This is a genomic window from Sphingobacterium siyangense, assembly GCF_023277505.1.
In the GTDB taxonomy this organism is placed as follows: Bacteria; Bacteroidota; Bacteroidia; order Sphingobacteriales; family Sphingobacteriaceae; genus Sphingobacterium; species Sphingobacterium siyangense.
The window spans coordinates 1,760,967-1,786,518 of record NZ_CP080574.1 but is presented as its reverse complement, the minus strand read 5'-3'; the positions used below and the strand labels follow the sequence as shown (position 1 = coordinate 1,786,518).

Below are 25,552 nucleotides of genomic sequence, written 5' to 3'. Positions count from 1 at the left end.
TTTGTCGAATCAAGATATCTATTAGGCTTTTATTAGGCTTTCGTTAGGTTTCCATTAGGCTTAAATAACACAACCTTGACCTATCTTTACAACATAACAACTTAGCAAATTATGTCCAAAATTTTACAGCCCCTACTTTACTGCCTATCTTTTCTTTTACTGGGCAACACGTTATTGGCACAATCCGGTTTTTCAAAGAAGGTCCTTGAGCAGAGTCAGCTCGACTTTGTCAATCTTGGATTCGGTATGTTCATCCATTATGGCATGCCAACTTTTATGGAACAAGACTGGTCCGATCCCAACGCCGCACTTGAACTGTTCAAATCTCCGAAGCTCAACGCAGATCAATGGGCTAAAGCTGCCAAATCGGCGAATATGAGCTATGGTTGCCTAACCACCAAGCACCATAGTGGCTTCCCGATCTGGAATACCAAAACAACAGATTATAATGTAATGAACACGCCTTTACATCGTGATGTTGTTAAAGAATTTACGGATGCTTTCCGCAAAAATGGTTTGCGTGTTATGCTTTATTATTCCATTTTGGATATGCATCAGGGCATACGTCCACATACCATTACCAAAGCGCATATCCAATTGATCAAAGATCAGCTGACGGAATTGTTGACCCAATACGGAGAAATCGACGCCTTGGTCATTGATGGATGGGACGCCCCTTGGTCGCGTATTTCGTACGATGATGTTCCTTTCGATGACATCTATTATCTTGTCAAATCACTCCAACCGAAATGTTTGTTGATGGATCTCAATTCGGCAAAATACCCCGGTGATGCGTTGTTTTACACCGATATCAAATCGTACGAACAAGGCGCGGGTCAATTTATCTCCAAGGAGCATAACAAATTGCCGGCAATGGCCTGTCTTCCCTTACAGCAAAATTGGTTCTGGAAAACATCGTTTCCGAACACCCCAGTTAAAAATGTCAATGAATTGGTCGAGAAATTTGTAATTCCGTACAACAACGCGTATTGCAACTTTATGCTCAATGTAGCACCAAATAGTGATGGTCTGATGGATCAAAATGCGCTTGATGCACTGAAGACAATCGGTACATTATACAAAAATAAACCCAGCTACAACTCATTACCAAGTTACCAGGCACCAATAGTCGACCACAATATGGCCAAACAAGTACCTTCATACAGTAGCTGGAGCGAAGATATGAACATTATGGATTTTGCCAACGACGATAACTTTGGTAGTGCCTGGGTCTCCAATCCGGCAGTCAAAGATGAAGTATGGTATGAATTGGATTTTGAACGTAGTAAAGCTTTCAATAGTGTTGTTATTACCGAAGGAAAAGACAATCCTTCACAGTATAACTTATCCTATCTGAAAGATGGAAAATGGCATCCTATCGCGGTTACAGCGGTACAACAGGGCCGCATCAAGATCTTCCGCTTTGATGAAGTACTGGGACAAAAATTACGCTTCAGCATCAAACCTGAAAAAGGTCATGCGGTCGTAAACGAAATCGGCGTTTACCAAGAAAGACGCTAACAAGCCAAAAAACTTTCATCAAACTGAACAATACACCCTTATTAGTAAAAAGAGGCTCCTTGCAATGCAAGGAGCCTTCTTTTATTGGGACTAATAAGTTAAATTCCTATTTACTCCAACCTGGGTTTTGTGTCAGATTTCCGTTCAGCACAATCGCTGCAGACGGAATTGGGTAAAGGTATTGCTTGTTGTTGTCATCCCAAGTACGCTTCACAGCTTTAAACCATTCCAGGTGATTGTCCGAAGTCATTGTCTGGAAATTGGTACTTTTACCCCCTATAGCCACCTTGGCTACTCCTGCAGGAACAGTTATCGAAGGAGCTGATTTACTTCCATCATAGAACACAACATCTGGAGTTCCATTGTGGTCGATATCAATCAGCTTATCTAAAGCAGGGATATAAATTCCCGTCCAAGGCAAATTTGCCATAAGCGGTCCAAGTTTCCATCGCTTCAAATCATTGAAACGGAAACCCTCCAGGGCTAATTCCACCTGTCTTTCACGACGTATTTCTAAAAGCACGGGGCTATTGACTTCCGGGAAGAATGTATTTTTCAAGTAGGTATCCACTTTGGTTGGCAGTGTATTCGTTCCACTTGTTATTCCAGCCCTTGAACGTAATGCTCCAATAGTTTTCGACCAATCCGCATCATTGAAAGTACCTAGTTCCTGTTTCGCTTCAGCATAGTTTAATAATATTTCAGCGTAACGCATTAAAGGAACTGCATTAGTATTGTAACCGCCATTGTCGTAATAGGGATCGTCTAAAGTATACTTGATCGGTTGATACCCCGTATAAGTAAAACTTGCAAAATTTGGGGGAGCAGGCTGTCCATTACGGGAATATCCTGGCGTCCGGATCAACTGCGCCAAGCGCAAGTCGCGATTTTGACACTCCTCATAGAATTCCTCAGTCTGAAAGTTCGGTCTATCCGTATAAGGAGTACCGTCAACATTCAAAAAACTATTGATAAAAGGCCTTACCAAACTTAAACGTGGACCGTAGGTTGCAGATGTCCACCACCAGTTGGCGTCGTTCAAAAGCGCAAGATCTTTACTGAAAGTTACGGCCAACATAACCTCTTTTGTCACTGGAGTATTACTGGTAAACAACTGTCGCTGTGATGTTTTAGGATCTGCGGAGATATTAAGCCCATAAGGACCATTTTCCATTAAAATCTTGCTAGCGTCTACCGCCATCTGGAAAAATACTTCCGGCTGTGTAGCCAAATTGAGCTTTTGGTATTTACGAAATGTTCCTTCGAACAGCGCGATTCGGGTCTTCAAACCCAGTGCTGTCCATTTATTAACCGTACTACCGTCGCCCGCCGTATTTGTGATATTGGCGTAGGCAAAGTCCAGATCTTCCATGATGTGTTTCATGACCACTTCGCGCGAATCCCGTGGTGCTTTAAGAATATCCGTCTCATCAACCGCCAAAGGGTGATCTACCCAAGGTACATCGCCAAAACGAACTACTTTCTCATAATAGAACCAAGCTCTGAAAAAGCGGGCTAAGCCGATATAATTATTTTTGATGGCATCGCTCAATTTGGGACTATTACATTTAGCTATCAATTGGTTGATATTACGCAGGGTAGTCCAGGACCACCCCGAACTGATCTCAGCACTGTAAGCGCCGCCGACCATAAAATCATTGAGGCTATTTACGGCCGAATAGTCAGCCATAGCGTCACCTTTATAAGCGTCACTACCAGAGGTAATATTCCGATAGAATGAGTTGCTGTAATTTTTTAATCCACTTTCGCTCCCGAAGATATCCTCCTCGGTGGCACCTGCCTTCGGCAGCTCGTTTAGTTCACAGGAGGAGAACAAAAGCGCAACAATAGGTATATAAAATAATTTTTTCATGATAATAAAAAACTATAAGCCAATAGATAAATTAAAACTAACACTCTTCATAATCGGATAGTTAAATCCGTCGCCAGAACCCGTTCCGATCTCCGGATCAGATTTGCCCAGATTACCGACATCGAGATCCTTCGTTTTTTTGTAAAGAGGCGACCAGGTCCATAAGTTTTCGCCCGAAAGTCCAGCCCGAAGACTACTAATTTTTAACCTGTTGGTTACAGATTTAGGAAAACTATATCCGATCTGTATATTTTTCATCCGTATATAGGCAACGTTCTGAAGATATCTTGTCTGTGGCGTTGTTTTGATAGATTCATTGTACCCAGCATAGCGAGGAAAATAACCGTTTGGATTTTCTTCCGTCCAATAATTGTTGAGGTGCCATTCCGGCAAGTTGTTGTAAGGTCGATTGTATTGTCCCCAAAAAATAGATTCATTGCTCGGGTACCAATTCTGTTTACCCACCCCCTGGAAGAAAGATGAGAAATAAATACCTTGCCAATCCAGATTAAGGTTAAAACTGTAGATATATCGTGGATCGGCATTACCGATTACAGTTCTGTCACCATGGCTATAAATCGTATTATTTCCATAATCGATTACACCATCTCCATTTAGATCCGCAAAACGTACGTCACCTGGATATATTGTACCATTGTTTGACGATTTGATCAATTTTTGTTTTGCGGCACCATCAATCTCCGCCTGATTCTGAAATAAACCCTGCGTTACATAGCCCCATATTTCGCCGATTCGCTGACCTTCATAATACGATCCATCTTTGATTAAACCCTCCTTATTTTCGTAACGGTCTATATTGGATCTATAATCAGCCAAAGTACCCCTTACGGACCAATTGAAAGGACTACCGTTCAGATCGAATCTATCCTTATAAGTCAGGCTCACTTCAAAACCTTTTGTGGTCATGTCAGCATAGTTTCCTTTCGGCGACTCCGCACCAAAGATGTCAGGCAAAGCTACACCTAAGGTATACATATTTAAGGTCTTGCGTTGATAGATATCGCCCGTAAAAGTCAGTTTTCCATTTAAAGACGATAGATCAAGACCTAAGTTTGCCGTGCGCGCTGTTTCCCAAGTTAAGTTATCCGGGATCACCTTAGGCACCGAGGTATATGCCGGCTTCTGTCCGTTCAATACCCGATCCATAATCTTGATCTCGTAAATATCCAAATAGGAATACGGATCGACATTACCATTACCCAATGAACCATAGGACGCTCTTAACTTCAGATCAGAAAGTGCTCTTTTGTCCACCTGGAAGAATGGCTCTTCAGAAATACGCCAGCCCACGGATGCGGAAGGGAATAATCCCCATCGTTGGTTTGTCGGAAATTTGGACGAACCATCGTAGCGGCCATTGAATTCAAAAAGGTAACGGTCCTTGAAAATATAATTGGCACGCATAAATACCCCGACATTACGGTACTTGTTATATCCCGCTGTCGCTGTGGTATTCTGCCCTACTGCCAGGTTGATATTTTCAACATCATCATTGAGTAGACCTGTTTTGGTAATATAGGTTGAATTATACGTACGCTGCTCATAATTGTATCCGAGCAAACCTTTAAAATAATGATCGCCTATTGTGCGTTCATATTCACTGTAGAGATTTCCAAACAAGTAACGGTAGCGTTGGTCTACTTGATAAATATTGTCGTTCATACTTGTTTCCAACCGCAACATTTTTCCCTCCTGTGTGCTATACGGAACAGGCACACGGACTCTTACCGAATTAAAATCGCGATTTCTAAAAGTCAGATCCCCTTTAATGCGGAACGCATTGTTGAAAAACTTAGTCTCGAAAGAAGTTGTATTGCGGAGATCCTGATTAGCCGTATTCGTACCATTTTTACCATAGATAAAATCCCCTACTGTATAGGCTGCAGAGAAGCTCATAGATCCATCAGGGTTAAAGATCGGCGAAGAAGGGTGTCCCTCATCGGCAATATTGCGCCAGATATTTCCACCTTCACCAGCAGTCGATGGGTCTCTGTATTTGGCATAATTAAAATCGATATTATTGCTTATCCGTAACCAGTCGGTGACCTGAAGTCCTGCTTTTGCACGGGTATTATAGGTCTTATATTTATCACTGTTGTAGCGGTACAGGCCATTGTAGTCGTAAGCACGTCCAGAAATATAGTAATCCATTTTTTCTGAATTGCCACTGATGGACAGGTTGTGATCCTGGACAAACGTATTGTCCTTGATCAACGTACCGTAATAATCTTCATTACCGTAGTATACATAATTACCCTGATCGTCGACAGTGACCTGTTCGGTAATGCCCTGTTCTTTTCTTCTCTTAAATTCTTCCAGCCAATCTGTTGTAAAGATCTGTGTCTTGTTGAGCTTGCTCGGAATCGAAGAATAATTGTTCCAGGCATTATAGGCTGTAAAGAAATGCGAAGCATATTCGTAACCATCTGTCACGAATTTGGGCAACGTTACAGGCTTTTGGAAGGAGCCACTTCCTGAATAGTTGATCGAAGTTTTTCCGGACTTGGCACGTTTCGTTGTAACCAAAACTACCCCAAAGGTACCGCGGGAGCCGTAAATCGCAGATGAAGCCGCATCTTTGAGTGTAGTTACACTTTCAATATCATTGGGATTGATCGCCGAAAGGTCACCCTCGACACCATCGATAAGCACAAGTGCACTTCCACCCTGACCAATGGAAGTTGTCCCACGAATATTGAAACTTGGTGCCCGATTGGGCTTACCATCTGCTGGGGTTACATTCAAGTTAGGAATTACACCTTGGAGCATCTGGCTTGCATTACCCAGTACACGTCCCTCAAAAGCTTCTGATCCCACTTGGTCTACTGCACCGGTAAGATTCACTTTTTTCTGCGTACCATAACCGACCACCACAACTTCCTCCAGTTCAGTATCTTTGGATTCCATGATGATATCGATCTGCCCTCCCGTCACGCTGACGATCTTTTCACTGTAGCCTATCCCTGTCAATTTGAGTCTTTGCCCTATAGTGGCTTCAATCGTGAACTGACCCGCTACATTCGTTGAGGTTGTTTTTTGGCTGGTTAAATTGGTAATGGTAATTCCTGACAAGGTTGTTCCGTTTTTGTCTTTTACCACCCCTTTCACGGTAGATTGAACTGCAATACTGTGCACCTCTTGATTCAATTTGACATAATCGCGCTCTACATTAGCCCAAGTGGGGTATGAGAGACCCAATGCCATACTGATTAGTAATGTTTTTTGCATTTTTAGTCTGGTTTAGAATTTTGCATCAAAGTTGATGCTTTGACTTGGTTTATAATTTACCGTAATGTTAACAAATATTTAATTAATATCAACAACATTACTACCTAAACAGGTTTAGCATACCATTAAATAATCAAAATTTATCTTTTAGATAACATAAATCATAAAAACAAGTATTGACACACCTAAAAGTTAATCCATTCAATTCAAAAACCTAAAGTCCCATTTTTCATCATCCAGAAATACACTAATTGACCGAGAAGGGATTCCGCAAGATCCATTGTTTAGTACATTTTTTCTTTCCCTGTCTTTCTTGAACTAGTTCAATGAACAGCAAAATTAGCCCGCCTAAATTTGGGTATACAACAAATGCTTTGGGTATCTCTAAAGGATAACAGCAACTCCAAAGCGGTGAATAGATCATTGACTTATCAGATTATTTTAATACGAAAAACAAATTGACGATATATCGTCAATTTTAAAAACCGACAAAACACCATAGAAAACTAAAAATCAAAACAATAAGAAAAAAGGTAAAAGATTTGAATCTCAACAATTATCAAACAACAAAAAATTCATATTTATGAAACCATCACTAGAACTATTGTCGCCAAGCAACCATGCATTGGTATTGATCGACTTCGAAGGCCAAATGGCATTTGCCACAAAAAGCATTACCATGGAAGAACTCCGTAATAATGTCGCCGTAATCTGCGGTGCTTCCAAGATTTTCAATGTGCCGACCATCGTAACCACAGTCGCGGAAGAAAGCTTTTCAGGTCCTGTTTTTCCGGAAATTGAGACATATTATCCACAAGCCAGTACAGATTATATCGACCGAACCAGTATGAATACCTGGGAAGATGAGGCCGCTTATCAAGCCATAACAGGCACAGGTAAGAAAAAACTGGTACTGGCCGGTCTATGGACAGGTGTATGTATTGTTGGGCCAGCCTTATCTGCACTAGCGGAGGGATATGAAGTTTATGTCATTGCCGATGCCTGTGGTGATGTAAGTCAAGAGGCACATGAGCGTGCTATGCAACGAATGATTCATATGGGTGTAAAACCGATCACTGCTGTACAATACCTTCTGGAATTACAACGCGACTGGGCCCGTCAGGAAACCTATGTGGCTGTAACAGATCTCATGAAAAAGCATGGTGGCAGCTATGGCTTAGGGATTCATTACGCCCACAATATGCTAAAACACGGTTAATTCAATTGTAAAAAAATACTCATTCAAAATCGTACCTCGTGCAACAGCAACAGACCATATTCAACTACATCCGTCAAGCGGTGGTCGTATTGTCGATACTCATCCTATTTCCGCATTTTTCCAAGGGTCAAACCTACAAATTAATGCGTTTCGAGGAAGATTACAGCGCCCTCGCAGACAGTACACGTCATGGTTATCAAAAGCTCAAATATAGCCCTTTAACTGCTGACAGAAAATTATGGCTTTCGATGGGTGGCGAGGCACGGTTGGAATATGTCGATTTTAACAATGAGGACTGGGGACGTGTAAAACTTGGGCATAACAACTTTCTACTGCAACGCTATAGCCTTCACGCCGATCTACATTTCGGAACGCGTCTCCGTCTTTTCACTCAACTTCGCTCAGCCCTGCAGCATGGCCGCAAAAATGGTTCACGCCAGATCGATGAAGACCAATTGAATGTACAGAACCTATTTATAGATGGAACGCTGTTCAAACAAAATGATAAATCAGTATTGATTCGCCTTGGCAGGCAGGAGCTTGACTATGGCTCCGGCCGCTTAATTTCCGTAGGTGAAGGCCCAAATGCCAGAAGATATTTCACCGGAGCAAAACTAGCTTACAACAGCAGTAAAGTGAATATTGAAGCATTTGCCATGACGGCAGATACCATTAGACCGGGCATATTTGATAACAAACCATCCAAACAGGTCAACCTGTGGGGAGCTTACGGTAAATTTATTATTCCTCAACAGGCCAATCTCGACTTATATTACATCGGCATCTATCGCGATCGTTCGGCTTTTGAGGAGGGTATAGCACAAGAAACCCGCCATACTATAGGAACCCGGATCTGGAAATATGGTGGTGGATTTATTTACAACCTTGAAGGGGCTTATCAATTTGGATCTTTTGGCCAAGGTAAGATATCGGCATGGACTGCTTCCGTCGATATCGGCTACCTCTTTGAAAATACGGTACTCAAACCATCCATCAATCTACGTAACGACTATATTTCAGGGGACAAAAAGGCTGGAGATGGCAATCTGCAAACTTTCAACCCCATTTACCCCAAAGGCGGATACTTCGGTTTTAGTCCACAGATCGGTCCCGTCAACTTGATTGACATTCACCCTTATGCCACGCTAGACCTTCTTCCCAAACTCAAGATGCAGGTTGACGTAGTTTTCAACTGGCGGCATACCTTACAAGACGGTTTATACAGGCCAAGCGGATCTTTTAACCTGCCTGGATCTGCTTCGCGTAAACGCTATATCGGCACAGCTTATCTAGCCAACTTTACCTACGCCGCCAGTAAGCAATTGTCGCTGGTAACAGGTATTCAATATTTCAAAACCGGCGCTTTCATTGAAGACATCATTAGCACACCAAAAAATGGAATTTTCATCAATAGCAGGATCGCCTTTAAATTCTAAAATCATGAAAACAATAAAGAGACTCTTTCAAAAGAAAACATGTCAATGGGCACTGATCGCCTTGTTTGGCACCCTGGCGGTCACTCCGATACAATCCTATGCACAAGCAACGGTGACAGCTCCTATTAAAACCACAGCAATAGGCACAAGTACCATCTGGGGAAATGTCGATGGACTTGCTATTGAAGGTCTCGTTCAAGGCCCTTCGGCTGCTGCAAGTGATCTGCAGGTAGCCTGTGTATTTGAATATACCGAGGGCGATATCTTTATCTCCCCGCCGGCATTGCCTGCCGCATTGAATGGTCTAGTACATTTAGATGAAGCTTTACATGGTACGTTAACTGAAATACGTAAAACAGGAAAATTTAAGGGACATGCACTTGAAACCATCCTCTTAGCTCCAAGCCAAAAGGGCACGCTCGCAAGTAAAAAACTGTTGTTGATTGGGCTTGGCAAACGGGAGGACTTCCATGCTGAACTGATGAAGGATGTAGCCCATGTTGCCATGCGCGAAGCGCTTAGATTAGGTGTCAAAGATTTTAGTTTTGCGAGTGATCTCAAAGATGCGGGTGTGGATTCGCCGACTGCTCTGGTCGCAGAGAATGTTGTTCTCGGTTGTATCGCTGCCTTCAGAACCCAAAAATGGTTGGGCGAAAAAAATATGGATCAACAACCGGTATTAAACAAGATCACGTTATTAGCTGGACCGGCATTTTTTGAAACTGCTGGCGAAGGCATCAAAAACGCGATTTCTTCCTTAAACAATTAAACAAACCAGATGATGAAAGCAGACCTTATTCTATATAACGGAAAAATAACCCATTTCGGCCACAACCAGGAAGCAGTCACTGCTGTAGCGATCCAAGATGGTAAATTTGTTGCAATCGGTTCGGATAGCGATGTCCTTAAGCTTGCCAACACACAGACAAAATTGATTGACCTAGGCGGTAGACGTGTTGTACCGGGTATCAACGATTCGCATATCCACCTGATCCGTGGTGGACTCAATTATAATCTTGAATTGCGCTGGGATGGTGTTCCATCATTAGCCGATGCACTACGTATGCTCAAAGAGCAAGTTGACCGCACGCCACATCCCCAATGGGTTCGCGTAGTGGGCGGTTGGTCCGAGTTTCAATTTGCCGAACGTCGTATGCCAACTTTGGCTGAAATCAATGCCATAGCACCCGATACACCCGTTTTTATCCTTCATCTCTATGACCGCGCACTGCTAAATGCTGCGGCACTGCGTGCCGTAGGTTACACCAAAGACACACCCGCTCCTCCAGGCGGAACCATTGAACGGGACAGCCATGGTAATCCCACAGGATTGCTGATTGCATCGCCCAATGCCATGATCCTATATTCAACCTTGGCAAAAGGACCTACACTTCCCTACGAAGAGCAGGTTAATTCGACCCGACATTTCATGAAGGAACTCAATCGCTTTGGAATTACCAGCGTTATCGATGCTGGTGGTGGTTTTCAAAACTACCCCGACGACTACAAAGTCATCCGTGATTTACATAGCGAAGACCAGCTTACGGTTCGTATCGCCTACAACCTTTTTACACAAAAGCCCAAGCACGAATACGAAGATTTCCAGCAATGGATAGACAGCGTTCCTCTCCACCAAGGCGACGACATGTACCGCCACAACGGCGCTGGTGAAATGCTTGTTTTTTCTGCAGCAGATTTTGAGGATTTTCTGCAGCCAAGACCTGATCTCAGTGAAAATATGGAAGCCGAACTCGAAAAAGTTGTTCGCTTACTCGTGAGTAACCGATGGCCATTCAGATTACATGCCACATACAACGAAAGTATCAGCCGCTTTTTGGATGTATTTGAGAAAGTCAACCGCGACATTCCGTTTGACGGATTGGCCTGGATTTTCGACCACGCCGAAACAATAGACGAACGTAATATTGAACGAACCAAAGCGCTAGGTGGTGGTATTGCCATCCAAAGCCGCATGGCCTATCAAGGTGAATATTTTGCAGATCGATATGGCGCTACTGCGGCCGAACAAACACCCCCTGTCAAAAAAATGCTGGCCATGGAAGTTCCTGTAGGAGGTGGATCCGATGCAACCCGCGTGAGCAGCTACAATCCCTGGGTGTCCATGTACTGGCTTACCGCAGGAAAAACTGTTGGTGGACTCCAGATATACCAAGATAGCAAGCTTGACCGCATGACAGCGCTACAGCTCTATACCAAAGGCAGTGCTTGGTTTTCACAAGAACAACAAAAAAAGGGAGATATTGCTGTGGGAATGCTAGCTGATTTAACGGTACTTAACAATGACTATTTTACGGTAGAAGATGAAGCTATTAAGGAGATCGAATCCGAACTTACTGTCGTAGCAGGCAAAATTGTCTATGCGGAAGGTGATTTCAGTTCCTTCTCTCCCCCACCGATCCCCATTCTACCCGATTGGTCACCTACAAAAAGCTACGGTGGTTATTATAGTGTTTCGAAAACAGCTCAAAAAAGCAGTACAACTGCATCAACAGCTCAAAGTAGCATTGTAAATTCCATCCATCTGTGTAGCGGCAGCTGTCAGGTACATGCACACGATCACAATCAAGCCCGAATGAGTAACATCGCGATAAACAATTACACCGCATTCTGGGGAGCCCTAGGCTGTTCATGTTTTGCATTTTAAGACACTGGAAAGATGGAAATACTTCAAAAACTTTTTTACACCGATTTGGGCAATACGGCCAATAACATTGCCATACTGATCTTTCGAGTTCTATTTGCCTGGGAATTATTGACCGTGCACGGTCTCAAAAAAATTCAGAGAGGCCCACAAGCTGAACCTGAACATATCCCAAATCCTTTGCAGCTACCCGAAAAACTAAACGCCGCAGTAGCCCAGTTTGCAGACACTATTGTTCCTTTTTTTATTGCACTTGGCTTATTTGGAAGGTTAGCGCTACTACCGACAATAGGAGTCACCGCAGTTGGTTATTTTGTCGTCCATCGTCACGATTCACGCGAAGTGCGCGATATTCCATTTATGTACACACTATGCCTTTTGCTCCTCTTGCTCACCGGCCCAGGAACTTATTCAATCGATCATTACATTTATCAACTGCTCACAAAATAAACATATGAAACCCCATATCGGAATACACGAAAATCATCTAGCTGAATCGGCACACATTCTTTCTAAACTGTTAGCCGATGAATACCTGCTCTATACGAAAACGAGAAATGCACATTGGAACATTGAGGGAGCCGATTTTTACAACAAACATATCTTTTTTGAAGCGCAGTACAACGAACTCGATGAGCTGATTGACAGTCTTGCTGAGCGCATCCGCAGCCTAGGGCATTATGCACCTGCCAGCCTAAATCAGTTTCTGGCGCTGACACAGTTAACCGAACAGAAAAGGTCAGGCAATGACAGTACTGCTTATATCAAAGAATTATTAATGGACCACGAAAGCATTATTGTTTCATTGCGCGAAAACATCGACCATTTTGCCGTAGCACTAAAGGACATTGGAACAAGCGACTACGCAACAGGACTTCTGGAAACTCACGAAAAAATGGCTTGGATGCTACGTGCGCATTTATCATAAAATCATGGAAAATCAAAACAAAGCACATATAACGACACTTGTTCTCACACTTGTTGGGGGGTATTGTGACACTGTTACCTTTGTCGCAGCTGACAAAATATTCTCGGCCCATGTGACAGGGAACTTTATCGTCTTCGCCTATCAGCTTATCAATGGCGGAGATATCACGGCCTGGATCAAATTAGCAACCTTCCCTGTATTCGTCACCGCAGTGATGGCAGGCGGATGGCTTACCTCACGCTCCCATAAGAAAAATACCGTCCTCTTTGTCGAAGCCCTATTACTTGTTATTGCAGGTTTGCTGGCAATTGTTCTTCCAGTAGAGGCTTCCAAAACCGTGATGTATAGCCTGGTTATGCTCGTCGTATTCGCTTTGGGCATGCAAAATGCATTCGGAAAACTATTTGCCAAAGCAACTCACGGGCCAACAACCATGATGACCGGAAATGTGACCCAAGCGTCTCTAGACCTCTGTGTACTTATCGCTAATAAATTCAAAAATCCAGACACCAACGTCAGCTTTGGGAAGCAGCTGATTACCTTATCAGGTTTTTTCATCGGATGTTTGGCGGGAGCCTATTTTGGTAAACAACTTGGATTAACTTCTATTATATTTGCAGGTATAGCGATGCTCGTCTGTTATTTCCTTTCGAAGGACAAGGATCAATAATTAGGATAAAAGCATCAAGCAAATAGAGCAAGCTACCAGTAGAAAGATAGCTTGCTCTATCTTATAACGTATGTCACCTTAATGAGAATTTATCTAATACTTAGCATTTTTATCCTTTCGATCTTTAACACATTCGGTCAGGACAACACGACTATTCATCGTCTGCTAGACAGCATATCGCATGAAAAGGATCCCGGACAAAAAGCTCGTATACTTTATGAAGCCGCTAAATGTTATCTGGAAAAACCAGGTGAATCAAAAAAAGACCTAGACAGTGCCTTATGGCTTAATGGAACATCCCAAAAACTGCACCTCTCAGTCAACCTTAAAACCGAAGCCGCGCTAAATATGCTTCTGGATGCCCGAATACAAGAGGAAATGGGTAAACCTGACCTTGCAAAAAGCCAGAAAAAGGCTAGTTTACTTTTTGCAAACGCCCATCAGCTTGCTAAAGCCTCGGCCATGATTTACCTGTCTATGGCTAACGACATCAAAGATGTGGACTTTCATCAAAAGACCAGCTTATTCCAGCAAGCGTTAGAACAAGCCAAAAAAACAAGTGACAAATCACTTGAGCCCAAAATCCTGATGGAACAATCCAGCTTCCTTTCCAATTATGGGGATTATAAAGGTGCCATAGCAACTGCTCATCGAGCCGCTGTATTAAAAAAACAGACCGGCGATAAAAATATCAGCCAGGAGCTTGTGTCCGTTGCCGGCAATCTCCGGATGCTCCTGCGCCTCAAAGAAGCTTTAAAATATGCACTCGAAGCCCGTCGGGTAGTCGAAAACGAAAACACAACGACAACCAAAGATGATTTAGCTGCCGTGTACAATATTGTGGGATTGATCTATTACGATCTCAAATCCAATAAAGAAGCCCTAGAAAATTATCAAAAGGCATTTGAAATCGCCAAAAGTCAAGGTGACAGATATGGCATCCATACGATCACACTCAATTTAGCGACGATTCTATCGCGTCTCAATCGTGTTTCAGATGCACTGAATCTGCTTGATAATGTCACCAAAGATTACGCGTCCGATATCTATTCCATACGCTATGCCTATCTGTATACCATGCTATACACAAGAAATAAAAACACAAAAAAAGCTTATCCCTATTATCAGGAACTCTTAACCTATTACAAGACCGGGAATATCACTGGGCAGGAAAGGCATATCATGATGATTGGAATCGCTAGCTATCTTTTTGCAGATGGACAGATCAAACAGATGTATCCTTACCTCGAAGAAATAGAGCGATCAATGACCAGAGAAAGCAGTCTGCTCCGTGCTTCCGAATTGCGGAAACTCTATTATCTGGCCGACTCCGCCCGCGGTGATTTTAAATCCGCATTCAAAAACTTGGCGGCTTTCAAAACTATCAGCGATTCCATTAACAGTGTAGAGCGGGCCAAGGAGCTTACCGCATTACAACTAGATTATGATACCGAAAAAAAAGACCATGATATCGTCCTCCTCAAACAAAAAGGCCAGCTGCAAAAATCACTGCTTGAACGGGAGGCTATTATACGAAACGTGTTCATAGGCAGCTTCGTTGTCCTGTTGATCTTCGCAGGCTTTTTGTATATCCAAAATGCCATAAAAAAAAGAAGTAATGCAAAACTAACGCTCAAACAGGAAGAAATCAATGCCCAGAATGAAAAGCTAAAACAGCTGATCGCTGAAAAAGAATGGCTACTAAAAGAAATTCACCATCGCGTCAAAAACAACATGCAGATTATTATCAGTCTGCTCAATACACAATCGGCTTATCTTGAAAACGAAGACGCCATCAGCGCAATTCAAAATAGTCAAAATCGAATGCATGCGATGTCTCTGATCCATCAAAAACTATATCAAACAGACAACCTTTCTCACATTGACATGAAATGGTATATCCAGGAACTGACCGAATATCTCAAAGATAGCTTTCAATCCGAAAAATCAGTTAAATTTGAGATTCAGGTAGATCCGATTACACTGGATGTTGCACAGGCGGTCCCAGTTGGGCTTATTCTCAATGAAGCAATCAATAATGCAATCAAACATGCTTTTGCTCAAAGGGAGGGAACTGTTTTTATCAGCTTCAGGCGAATCAAAGCTACTCCTTACGATCTCTTGCTCAGCATTGCCGACAATGGTATCGGAATACAGAAAGATCTTAGCAGTAGTGATAGTGACTCCTTCGGCATGAATCTCATGCAAGGGCTAACTTCCCAGCTTGACGGGGAATTTAAACTGACATCTGACCAAGGTGTTTTCATTACTATTCAATTTTCACAGAAAGAAGGCGAAATTTAAGACGAATTTTATGCAAAAAGGAAACAAGATCTTAATTGTAGAAGACGAATTTATCGTCGCTAATGATCTCAGGATGATCCTCAAAAAAAACGGTTATGAGGTCGTCGGTATAGCGTCTTCTGTGTCGCAGGCCAAGACAATTATCGCGACAACAAAACCGAATTGGGTCCTACTCGATATCCTATTAAAGGGAAGTGAAACAGGTATCGACCTCGCTATCGAACTGAACAAGCTGGAGCTACCATTCCTATTTATATCGGCCAATACCAACCAAGGTATTTTAGAAGCAGTTAAAGAGACAAGGCCCTATGGTTTTTTGACAAAACCATTTCGCGAAAAGGATCTTTTCATTATGCTCGATATTGCCAATGAAAGGCTCAATTCGGAAAACAAAGCCGAGGAACCGAAAATTAAGTCCATTGAAAACAGAAGCTTAAAAAATCAGCTCATCGGTACAAGCCCAGCCCTTAATGAGGTACTTTCACAGGTCGAATTGGTTGCTCCTACAGACACCTCCGTCTTGCTCCTCGGCGAAAGTGGCACAGGTAAAGAAAAGATTGCGCAGGCATTACATCAGCTATCGTTGCGCAATCAGCAGCCTTTGGTTGTAGTCAATTGTGCGGCCATACCATTATCCCTTATGGAGTCTGAATTATTTGGTCATGAAAAAGGAGCCTTTACAGGGGCGCAAAATAGAAGAATTGGTAAATTTGAACTTGCCGACGGGGGAACCATCTTTTTGGACGAAATAGGTGAACTACCGTTAGAAGCGCAGACCAAATTACTCCGTGTGCTCCAAGAACAAGAAATCGACCGTGTAGGTGGAGAGCTGCCGGTCAAGATCAATGTCCGTATTATCGCGGCGACTAACCGCAACCTGGAACAGGAGGTCGCCTTAGGCAACTTTAGACTGGACCTATATTATCGGCTCAACATCTTCCCAATTGCTATTCCGCCACTTCGAGAGCGAACTGGAGATATTGAGGTGTTGGCCAATTATTTTCTAGCCTTTTACGCCACGAAACTCAAGAAAAACGTCACAGCCTTTTCTGCTCATGTACTTGCCAATATGCAAGCTTATCCATGGCCGGGCAATATTCGGGAGATGCAGCATCTTATTGAAAGAACGGTTCTACTTGCAAAAGACCCTATCATCAACGACATGGTATTTATTGAACACCTGGAAAGTAAAATCTCAGATTTTTCATCTCAAAAATTAGCATCCCTTGAAGAAATTGAACGAGAGCATATTTTGCGTGTACTTGAATCATGTAAGGGCAAAATTTCAGGCCCAGGTGGAGCAACAGAAATCTTACAGATCAGTTCATCCAGTCTATATAGCAAAATGAAAAAATTCGGAATTAAATCCGACTTTTATTGATAACAAGATAGCAGATGACCATCATGCAGCATACAGCCGTTGGATCAGATCCACAAGCGATTTATAATCGCATCCAGCAACGCGAAATAGAGCAGCTTGCTCAAATTGCTATTCAGCAGAAAATGGCTCCTATTCATACCCTAGCCGCATTGGATTTGCTTCAAAACGAAATCCAAATCTTTTTGGGACAAAATTGGCTTTCGCTATTTATTGCGGATAATCAGGAAGTTAATTATAGCCTTCTTTTTCAATCCAAAAATAAGTCAAAAACGGGCAAGGAAGAAAGACGTAGCTGTAAAGATACATTCTTTAAAGAATGTATCCTTTCCGCTGAGCCAACCCTATTCCGAGCCAGCGAAATTTTAAAAGCAGATAAATCCTTTCCGACAAACTTTATCTCTGCCGTACAAGAGGGAAATAAAACAATTGTATCCAAAGCTTTTCGTGTACATGACCACTATTGGGCCATCTTAAGTCTAGGCTACAAAAGGCTGGAACATATCGATCCTCAGCTTGAGTATCGGATAAACAACTTTATCCCACAGCTTGGTATCAGCATCGGCAATATTCTGATGCACGAACGGTCGACACATGTAGCCTTAACAAACATGCCCAGCAGCCCAGCGCAGCTCAATGCACAGCCTCAGAGTCTCCAGCAGAACGAGGGTTATGGTAAGAAATCAGAGGCCTCAGAGCCGCAGATGATTGGCGAAAGCAATCTGATACAGGCCATAAAATCGCAGCTCAAAATGGTAGCACTATCAGAAATGAATCTGCTTATTCAAGGTGAAAGCGGAACTGGCAAAGAAGTAGCAACCCAAATTATACATCATTTTTCACTCAGATCGGCTCGTCCCCTAATAAAAGTCAACTGCGCGGCTATTGCGCCCACATTGATCGAAAGTGAGCTTTTTGGACATGAAAAAGGTAGTTTCAGCGGTGCTGTAAAGCGTAAAATCGGCAAGTTCGAACAAGCCCACGGCGGAACACTTTTTTTGGACGAGATCGGGGATCTCCCTTTAACACTTCAGGCAAAACTTCTCCGTGTGTTGCAAGAAAAAGAAATTGAGCGCGTGGGAGGAAATATAAATATTCCTATCGATGTCCGTATAATCTGTGCCACACACAAGGACTTACAAGCTGAAGTGAAGGCCGGCAACTTTCGATCCGATCTATATTACCGGATCAGTGCATTTCCAATTACCCTTCCATCCCTTCGTGAACGACGGGAAGATATCCCTCATTTAATCCAACACTTCCTCTTAAAACATGCCGGAGAAAAACCACCTAAGCAAATGAGTAAAAAGGTATTGCAACGCCTCCATCTACATTCTTGGCCTGGCAATATTCGCGAACTTGAACATGTTATTGCACGTTCGATTCTATTGACTGAAGATTCAACTATAAAAAAAATTGCGCTATTGCCTGACGCTGATTTTGTAGGAGAAAGCAAGGTTCCGGATTTCCGTCTACAAACCCTGGCAAACTTTGAAAAAGAATACATTCTTTGGGTATTGCACAACTGTAAAGCGCGTATTTCTGGCCCAAATGGGGCGGCGACCATACTCGGTATTCCAGCCACAACGCTTCAATCCAAAATGAAAAAGCTGGGCATTGGCAAAAAGTTTTCTTACTCCAAGGAATAAAATGAAAAAAGCCATTCCCGTTTATGGAAATGGCTTATACAACTATTTAAAAACTATTTTTAGATCAACAGAAATCTTATTTCTCGATAAAATCCAAAATATCCTTATTGATGGTCTCCGCTTCTGTAGTAGGCATTCCATGCGGAAAGCCAGGATAGGTAATTAAAGTGCCATTTTGGACCAACTCAGCAGCTCTTCTACCCGTTATATCAATCGGTACGATCTGATCATCTTCACCATGCAATACTAAGACAGGAATCTCGACTTTTTTAAGTTCTTCCGTAAAATCAGTTTCAGAGAAAGCTTTGATACAATCATAGTGAGCCTTAATACCGCCCATCATTCCTTGCCGCCACCAGTTATCCATCACGCCTTGTTGTACATTTGCTCCATCGCGGTTATAACCATAAAAAGCGAGGGTAAAATCCTGAAAATACTGTTGTCTACGTGTTGCAGTATTCAATCTTATTTCGTCAAAGACCTCCATAGGTACGCCATCAGGGTTTGTTGCACTCTTAGCCATTGTGGGGGTAACCGCACTGATCAATACAGCTTTTGACACCCGAGAAGTACCATGATTGGTTATGTAGCGGACGACCTCGCCACCACCTGTTGAGTGACCAATATGGATGGCATCTTTTAAGTCCAATGCTTCTACCAATTGTGCAATATCCGACGCATAGGTATCCATCTCATTTCCTGTCGCCGTCTGTGTCGAGCGACCATGACCCCGGCGATCGTGTGCGATCACACGGTACCCTTTTTCGAGGAAGTACATCAGCTGCGCGTCCCAATCGTCGCTGGATAGAGGCCAACCATGATGAAATACGATCGGTTGTCCTGTTCCCCAGTCTTTGTAATAAATTTCTGTTCCGTCTTGAACTTTGAATGTTGCCATGATGATTAGTTTAAGAATTTTATTATTTACATGATATGTTAATTGGATTGCAATTAATAGTCCAACAAACATATATAACTGTATTTAAACGCATTATAAAACAAAAAGTAAATTTATAAATAACGATATATCGTTATTTATACAGTCGGTTCATCCGTTTTTTAAGATAGGTTCTATTTTCCTGCAAAAGGCTTCTCGCCGTGTGCTCAACTGTATTTAAATAGTAATCATATATTCAGTTTTCACCTAATATTTGAACCAGATCTTCCGCGCCACCGTCAAATTTCTGTCCGTTGACAAAAAATGTCGGTGTCCCATTAACGCCACTCAGCATACCACTTTCAAAATCGCCATCTACCCGATCCTGTAACGCCTCGTCCTGCATATCAGATTTGAACTTCGACATATCCAAATCCAGTTGCTCGGCGATATCCAACAGTAATCTCGCACTTAACAAGTTCTGGTTTTCAAAAATGGCATCATGCATCTCCCAAAATTTTCCCTGCAAGGCCGCCGCCTCCGCCGCTAATGCTGCGGGTTGAGCATAAGGATGCATTTCCGAAAGTGGGAAATTGCGGAATACAAACCTGATCTGGCTTCCCAGTTCGGCCATCATTTCTTTTATTATGGGATGGGCTGCACCGCAATGTGGACATTGATAATCCCCATATTCAACAATGGTCAGATCGGCCTGGCCATTTCCCAATATATGGTCAGCATTGCTGACCTTCGGTTTCAATGACATAATTATTTTAATTTAAGATTCTCCAATGCTTCGATAATACCGTCTGCACCTGGATTGACCGCAGTCGGAGATAGATAACTCCAAGCGATAACCCCTTCCTTATCAATTACAAAGAGTGCGCGCTTGCACTCACCTTCTTCTTCATCGTAAACACCATATTTTTTGGCGACATCTCCTTTAGCTTCAAAATCGGCTAGAAGTGGAAAATGTAGTTTTCGGGACTGAGCGAACGCCATATGACACCATTTGCTGTCAACGGAAATACCCATAATTTCGGCATCATATTTCTTAAAATACTTGAGCATTTCATTATATAGTGCCATCTGATCGCTGCATACCGGACTCCAATCTGCGGGGTAAAATGCCAATATCACATTATGCCCCTTGAATTCTGATAAGCTAATTTTCTGATCGGGGGTCGCATACAAGGTAAAATCAGGGGCAACATCATTTTTTTTTAACATAGCAATGTTTTTAAAATGTAATCATTATTTGATAATTCAGTTCAATAGTCAATCTATATGAGCTGTAATAACATAAAGTAAAGTATTGAACAGCAATATTTGTTTTATTTAGTTTCAGGTTTGATAAAGATCTGACTTTCCAGAAGCCCCTCGAGGAATGAATTTCCGATCCAAAATCATGTTAAGGTATCCCCTCATACATCATAAATTTCTTAGATTTAGGATTCCTCGAAAAGACAGAATTATCGTTCAACACAGTCAACTTCAGACTATTTATTTAGCCATTTAGAAATCAGCTTAGTATATTTTGGCATGACAACAAAGACCATCAAAAACACAATCGTACCAGAAATCAAGAGTGCATCCGAAAAGTGATTGAAGGGAAAATTTAAAGCGCGCAATAATGGCACGAGTAACATGGGTATACAAATTGATAATGGATAAATAGCAGACCAAGTGACAAGATATTGTTTCCAGCGAGGAGGGATTTTTGCACTATTCTCTGGGGCTTCAAAAAGAAAATCCAAACCCGACCGGATCTGATAGCGATCATGACGACGAAATAGTGGCTCAGCTTTTTCGATCCATAGCTTTCTTTGCTCCGATTCTAACCACATTTGTAGATTCTCTACAGTGTCAAAACGAATAATGACTGTATAGACAAATGTCAATTTAGGAATAGGCCTCACGATCTGAAGATCAATGAAACCTGTTGCATGTTTGGTCAACGGCGTAATCTCGTTAAGCCATTTTTCATATTCCAGAATTTTACCATCCAAAATATGATGTATTATTACCGCAGAAGCACCTTGAGTTTCCATAATAAATTGATTTTATTCGTTGCGCCATTACTCTTTCCTGTCTTAAAGGTACGGCAGAATGATCTAAAGGCAAGCGAAATTTCGTTGAATAGGCATATTTGATCGTTGAAGAGTTTATCATCCACGATCTGACTACAAGATCCGTTGATCTGCCTACATCCAAAATCGATCGATTGGCCACCTTTGTATCATCAATTTATTTAAAAACAGAAAAACATGAAATCACAAAAGGTATGGTTCATCACTGGCGCTTCCAAGGGGCTAGGTCTCAGTCTCGTTAAAGAATTGCTCGCCCAAGGTTATCTTGTGGTTGCCACATCACGAACAAAACAGGCCCTAGAAGATGAAATGGGTGATCAGGAAAATTTTCTGCCGCTTGAAGTAGACATTACCGATGACAAAGACGTTGCCCGGGCAGTACTATCGGCCATTGATTATTTTGGACGAATTGATGTACTGGTCAACAATGCCGGATATGGCCAAACTGGAACCCTAGAGGAGCTCAGTGACCTGGAAGCACGTCGCAACTTTGAAGTGAATGTCTTTGGATCACTTAATGCCATCCGGCATATCGCCCCCCATATGCGACGCCAACAATCGGGACATATTTTCAATATAGCATCTATCGGCGGACTCGCAGGAAATTACCCAGCTTTTGGTGTTTATTGCTCCACCAAATTTGCTGTCGCAGGCTTTACTGAAGCCCTCGCTGTCGAAATGGAGCCTTTTGGTGTACACACGACCTTGGTGTATCCCGGCTATTTCAGAACTGATTTTTTATCTGAAGGATCCTTACATACCGCAGCCAATCCGATCGCAGCTTATGTAACTGCCCGAGAAAACGAAGCCACCCATCTGCATCAGATCCACGGGAATCAGGCAAACGATCCCCAAAAAGCAGCAACCCTATTAATCGAGCTTAGCACGCTGGAGCAGCCTCCAGTCCATTTTTTAATGGGCGAAGATGCGTATGAACTGGCCAAAAATAAGATCAACATGCTTAGGGCAGAAATCGAAAAATGGAAAAGTTATACCGTGTCAACAGGTTTCGAGCATTCCGTATAACAGCTTAGTTCAGCATAAGGTGCTTCCAAGGATATTTCACAATAATCAAATTAGAAATTCAGTAAATTTACAACATGGAGAATACATTTCGCTTTCAATCCCTTTCGGAATTCCACAGCTTTTGCGGACTACCTAAACCCGAACATCCATTGATCAGCCTGGTTGATTATAGTCAAGTACATTACCCTGTGAATGATCGCAAATTGAATTGGATACAACATTTTTATTCGATCGGTTTAAAGCGAAATGTAAATGCCAGGTTCAATTATGGACAGCAGCACTACGACTTCGACTCGGGCATACTCACCTTTGTCTCACCCTTACAATTTCTAAAAGTGGAGATCAATCAGGAAGTACAGGCGCAACCCAGCGGCTGGATCCTGTTGATCCATCCTGATTTTCTTTGGAACAGCGAACTGGCAAAACATATTCACTCCTACGATTTTTTCCAATATCAGGTCAATGAAGCCCTTTTTCTTTCAGACAAAGAAGAAGCCATCATTGTCGATATTCTGCAGAATATCGAAAAAGAGTACCAGTCTAATATCGATAAATTTAGTCGTGAACTCATTCTCAAACAGATTGAACGCTTGCTGATTTACGCCGAACGATTTTACGAGCGTCAATTTATCACTCGCAAACGATCGACCCAAGAGCTGGTCACCAAGTTTGAGCAAATACTGTCAACACAGTTTCAGCAACACATACTTGTGGAGCATGGCGTACCAACCGTCAGCTTTTTGGCGCAGCAGCTCAATTTATCACCAAACTATCTGGGCAGTTTGCTGCGTATCTACACACAACAAAACACCCAGCAGCATATTCAGCATAAAATGATCGAGTATGCCAAATTAAGATTAAGTACAAGTTCCCTCTCCATCAGTGAAATCGCCTATGAACTGGGGTTCGAACATCCACAGTCGTTCAGTAAGGTCTTCAAAAAGAATACCCAACAAAGCCCCGTGGAATTTAGGCAACTGTTTCAGTAAAAAAGCTACTTTGTAAAGCGATCAATTACCAGCATTAATTAAGGCTGGAAGCAAAAATTCGCTGACGATCCGGTCGACCTGCCTATGCGCATAAGCTTGACCATAGGCACTAGCTGTAATAACGATCACATATGGAATGTCGTTCATAACAATAATGTAATTCCCGCCATTGCCAGCACAATAATATGCTTCATACGCCTTATTTCCAACATTAAAGCACTTGTTCCAAAACAGATAACCATAATATTCTTTCTCCCTTTTAGGAATCATAAGCTGTTTCGAAAGGCTCTTTTGAACCCAGGCTTGCGGAAGGATCTGCTTACCATTCCAGCGCCCACCGTTCTTATAGAGCTGGCCGTACTTCGCAAAATCAAGTGCATTCATACGAATACCACCAGCAGTATTTGGCAGTCCTTGCGGGGTGTGTTCCCAGCGGTATTTCCGTATTCCCAATGGAACAAACAGTCTTTTGTCTGCATAGGATTCCAATCCACCTTCTACTTGTTTATGGAGCAGATCTCCCAATACAACGACTCCGGCGGTAAAATAATGCCATTGTCGCTGCAGAGATTTTCGAAAAGGAAGATCTAAAGTAAAGTCTACCCAATTTGTTGTAGGATACATATTTTCCTCATTACCGGGGCTATTGGGATCTTCATCGTTACCATCAAAGCCAGCACTCATGGTCAACAATTCACGAATGGTTGTTTTATTTTTACCTGGATCAGGATGTTGATATTTTGTAAAATCATAGCATTGATCCAGTGTTTGATATTCGTCCTTGACAAAGCCATCCGCAATGGCCATCCCGGTTAAAGTCGATGCAAAGGTTTTGCCGACGGACCGGGGATCATGCAGGCTATCCCTATTTTCACCATTGAAATATTCTTCTATCAACAGATTTCCATGTTCCAATACCACAATTCCGTTTACCTTTTTAAAAATCCCCTCTTCAATCATTCCTTTTAGCTGCTGCATCCTACGGCGGTCAAACTTTGCTTTTGATAAATTCAACCCAGGATAAGACTCCGGCAACTGTAGCCTATATTTATCCGGATTTATATCCGGGTTCATGCTGACAGAAAGCTGCAGTTCACCACTTGCAATGATACCACCAACAACCAGATTATCAGTATTTACGTAAGGTCTGATTTCCATCTTAAGATGATGTTTTCCATCCGTTAACGCCTTTTCACCACCATTAAAAAGAAAACGATTCCAGAAAGATTCAGACCAGGATCCCTGTCCATTGATTTGATCGATCAGGGGACGTTTCAAGATCGTCTCCTGTTGCTGTATCTCCTGCTGAGGTGCGCCAGGAGATAAATTGCTTCTGTAAATTACTTTTCCATCTATCCATAACGTAAACTGAAAATTACCCTGTTGAAAAAGTTCGGTCTCCGTAAGCTTCGGCGCTAGGATCTTTTGATAATAGAGCAATGGCTTTTGAAGTTTGATAGCAAAAAACAGATCACTTTTCGGTGAGAGCACATAATTAGGCATAAACTCTTCTTTTTGCAACCGCTCCCGCGAGCTTGTGAACAAAATTTCACCAGGCATTTCCTGATCAAAGTGAACCTGTAAAGTATCCCGCTTCGATTGTTGTTGCGCAGTAATCAACAGCGGATAACAGAATAAAAAAAATAAAGCAAGATATTTCATAAGGCTTTTTCCAGTCTAT

The 25,552-nt window shown here is 42.3% G+C and carries 20 protein-coding genes; 13 read left to right on the top strand and 7 right to left on the bottom strand.

The features are described from left to right. The first annotated feature begins 111 nt into the window (after positions 1-111). Positions 112-1,521, top strand: coding sequence for an alpha-L-fucosidase (locus tag K2F45_RS07320; RefSeq protein WP_083663523.1), 1,410 nt, complete (start codon positions 112-114; stop codon positions 1,519-1,521). A 106-nt stretch (positions 1,522-1,627) separates the two neighbouring features. Here K2F45_RS07320 and K2F45_RS07315 read toward each other — a convergent pair whose 3' ends face one another. Then, positions 1,628-3,394, bottom strand: coding sequence for a RagB/SusD family nutrient uptake outer membrane protein (locus K2F45_RS07315; protein WP_075991585.1), 1,767 nt, complete (start codon positions 3,392-3,394; stop codon positions 1,628-1,630). 12 nt (positions 3,395-3,406) lie between these two features. Continuing rightward, positions 3,407-6,643 carry a SusC/RagA family TonB-linked outer membrane protein gene (locus tag K2F45_RS07310; protein WP_248933262.1) on the bottom strand — a complete coding sequence of 1,079 codons (3,237 nt, stop codon included), beginning with the start codon at positions 6,641-6,643 and terminating at the stop codon, positions 3,407-3,409. Positions 6,644-7,226: 583 nt separating this feature from the next. On the opposite strand from K2F45_RS07310, the gene K2F45_RS07305 reads away from it, so the two are divergent. The 10 genes from K2F45_RS07305 to K2F45_RS07260 all read left to right on the top strand — a co-directional run bounded on the left by K2F45_RS07305 (position 7,227) and on the right by K2F45_RS07260 (position 18,889). Next, a complete protein-coding gene (locus K2F45_RS07305; RefSeq protein WP_075991584.1) occupies positions 7,227-7,862 on the top strand; it encodes a hydrolase in 636 nt (211 codons plus the stop codon). A 38-nt stretch (positions 7,863-7,900) separates the two neighbouring features. Beyond that, positions 7,901-9,298, top strand: a complete 1,398-nt coding sequence (locus K2F45_RS07300) for an alginate export family protein (RefSeq protein ID WP_248933261.1) — start codon at positions 7,901-7,903, stop codon at positions 9,296-9,298. Positions 9,299-9,302: 4 nt separating this feature from the next. Next, the gene (locus K2F45_RS07295; RefSeq protein WP_248933260.1) at positions 9,303-10,067 is read left to right on the top strand and encodes a M17 family peptidase N-terminal domain-containing protein; all 765 of its coding nucleotides are present in this window, start codon (positions 9,303-9,305) and stop codon (positions 10,065-10,067) included. A 9-nt stretch (positions 10,068-10,076) separates the two neighbouring features. Further along, a complete protein-coding gene (locus tag K2F45_RS07290) occupies positions 10,077-11,963 on the top strand; it encodes an amidohydrolase (protein ID WP_237242028.1) in 1,887 nt (628 codons plus the stop codon). A gap of 12 nt (positions 11,964-11,975) precedes the next feature. Then, entirely contained in the window at positions 11,976-12,410 is a 435-nt protein-coding gene (locus tag K2F45_RS07285) for a DoxX family protein (RefSeq protein WP_248933259.1), read from the top strand. A gap of 4 nt (positions 12,411-12,414) precedes the next feature. Continuing rightward, positions 12,415-12,888 carry a Dps family protein gene (locus K2F45_RS07280; protein ID WP_248933258.1) on the top strand — a complete coding sequence of 158 codons (474 nt, stop codon included), beginning with the start codon at positions 12,415-12,417 and terminating at the stop codon, positions 12,886-12,888. 4 nt (positions 12,889-12,892) lie between these two features. Then, complete coding sequence (locus K2F45_RS07275; RefSeq protein WP_153845095.1) at positions 12,893-13,558, top strand: YoaK family protein; 666 nt, start codon at positions 12,893-12,895, stop codon at positions 13,556-13,558. 81 nt (positions 13,559-13,639) lie between these two features. Further along, positions 13,640-15,862, top strand: coding sequence for a tetratricopeptide repeat-containing sensor histidine kinase (locus tag K2F45_RS07270; RefSeq protein ID WP_248933257.1), 2,223 nt, complete (start codon positions 13,640-13,642; stop codon positions 15,860-15,862). A 10-nt stretch (positions 15,863-15,872) separates the two neighbouring features. Further along, a complete protein-coding gene (locus K2F45_RS07265; RefSeq protein ID WP_248933256.1) occupies positions 15,873-17,243 on the top strand; it encodes a sigma-54-dependent transcriptional regulator in 1,371 nt (456 codons plus the stop codon). Between the two features lie 14 nt (positions 17,244-17,257). Then, complete coding sequence (locus K2F45_RS07260) at positions 17,258-18,889, top strand: sigma-54 interaction domain-containing protein (protein WP_248933255.1); 1,632 nt, start codon at positions 17,258-17,260, stop codon at positions 18,887-18,889. Positions 18,890-18,965: 76 nt separating this feature from the next. Here the strand turns inward: K2F45_RS07260 and K2F45_RS07255 are convergent, their stop codons facing one another. From K2F45_RS07255 to K2F45_RS07240, 4 genes are all read right to left on the bottom strand, one after another. Beyond that, positions 18,966-19,787: an alpha/beta fold hydrolase gene (locus tag K2F45_RS07255; protein ID WP_070567467.1), complete on the bottom strand. Its 822-nt coding sequence runs from the start codon at positions 19,785-19,787 to the stop codon at positions 18,966-18,968. A gap of 235 nt (positions 19,788-20,022) precedes the next feature. Then, positions 20,023-20,532 (bottom strand): DsbA family protein, encoded by a 510-nt coding sequence (locus K2F45_RS07250; protein WP_070567469.1) that lies wholly within the window; start codon positions 20,530-20,532, stop codon positions 20,023-20,025. 2 nt (positions 20,533-20,534) lie between these two features. Next, positions 20,535-20,996 carry a redoxin domain-containing protein gene (locus K2F45_RS07245; RefSeq protein ID WP_070567472.1) on the bottom strand — a complete coding sequence of 154 codons (462 nt, stop codon included), beginning with the start codon at positions 20,994-20,996 and terminating at the stop codon, positions 20,535-20,537. Positions 20,997-21,265: 269 nt separating this feature from the next. Beyond that, positions 21,266-21,817, bottom strand: coding sequence for a putative antibiotic biosynthesis monooxygenase (locus K2F45_RS07240; RefSeq protein WP_248933254.1), 552 nt, complete (start codon positions 21,815-21,817; stop codon positions 21,266-21,268). Between the two features lie 216 nt (positions 21,818-22,033). On the opposite strand from K2F45_RS07240, the gene K2F45_RS07235 reads away from it, so the two are divergent. Continuing rightward, positions 22,034-22,882: an SDR family NAD(P)-dependent oxidoreductase gene (locus tag K2F45_RS07235; protein WP_075991576.1), complete on the top strand. Its 849-nt coding sequence runs from the start codon at positions 22,034-22,036 to the stop codon at positions 22,880-22,882. A gap of 74 nt (positions 22,883-22,956) precedes the next feature. Further along, entirely contained in the window at positions 22,957-23,871 is a 915-nt protein-coding gene (locus tag K2F45_RS07230) for a helix-turn-helix domain-containing protein (protein ID WP_070567478.1), read from the top strand. 21 nt (positions 23,872-23,892) lie between these two features. Here the strand turns inward: K2F45_RS07230 and K2F45_RS07225 are convergent, their stop codons facing one another. Next, positions 23,893-25,533 (bottom strand): serine hydrolase domain-containing protein, encoded by a 1,641-nt coding sequence (locus tag K2F45_RS07225; RefSeq protein ID WP_248933253.1) that lies wholly within the window; start codon positions 25,531-25,533, stop codon positions 23,893-23,895. Positions 25,534-25,552: the final 19 nt, after the last annotated feature.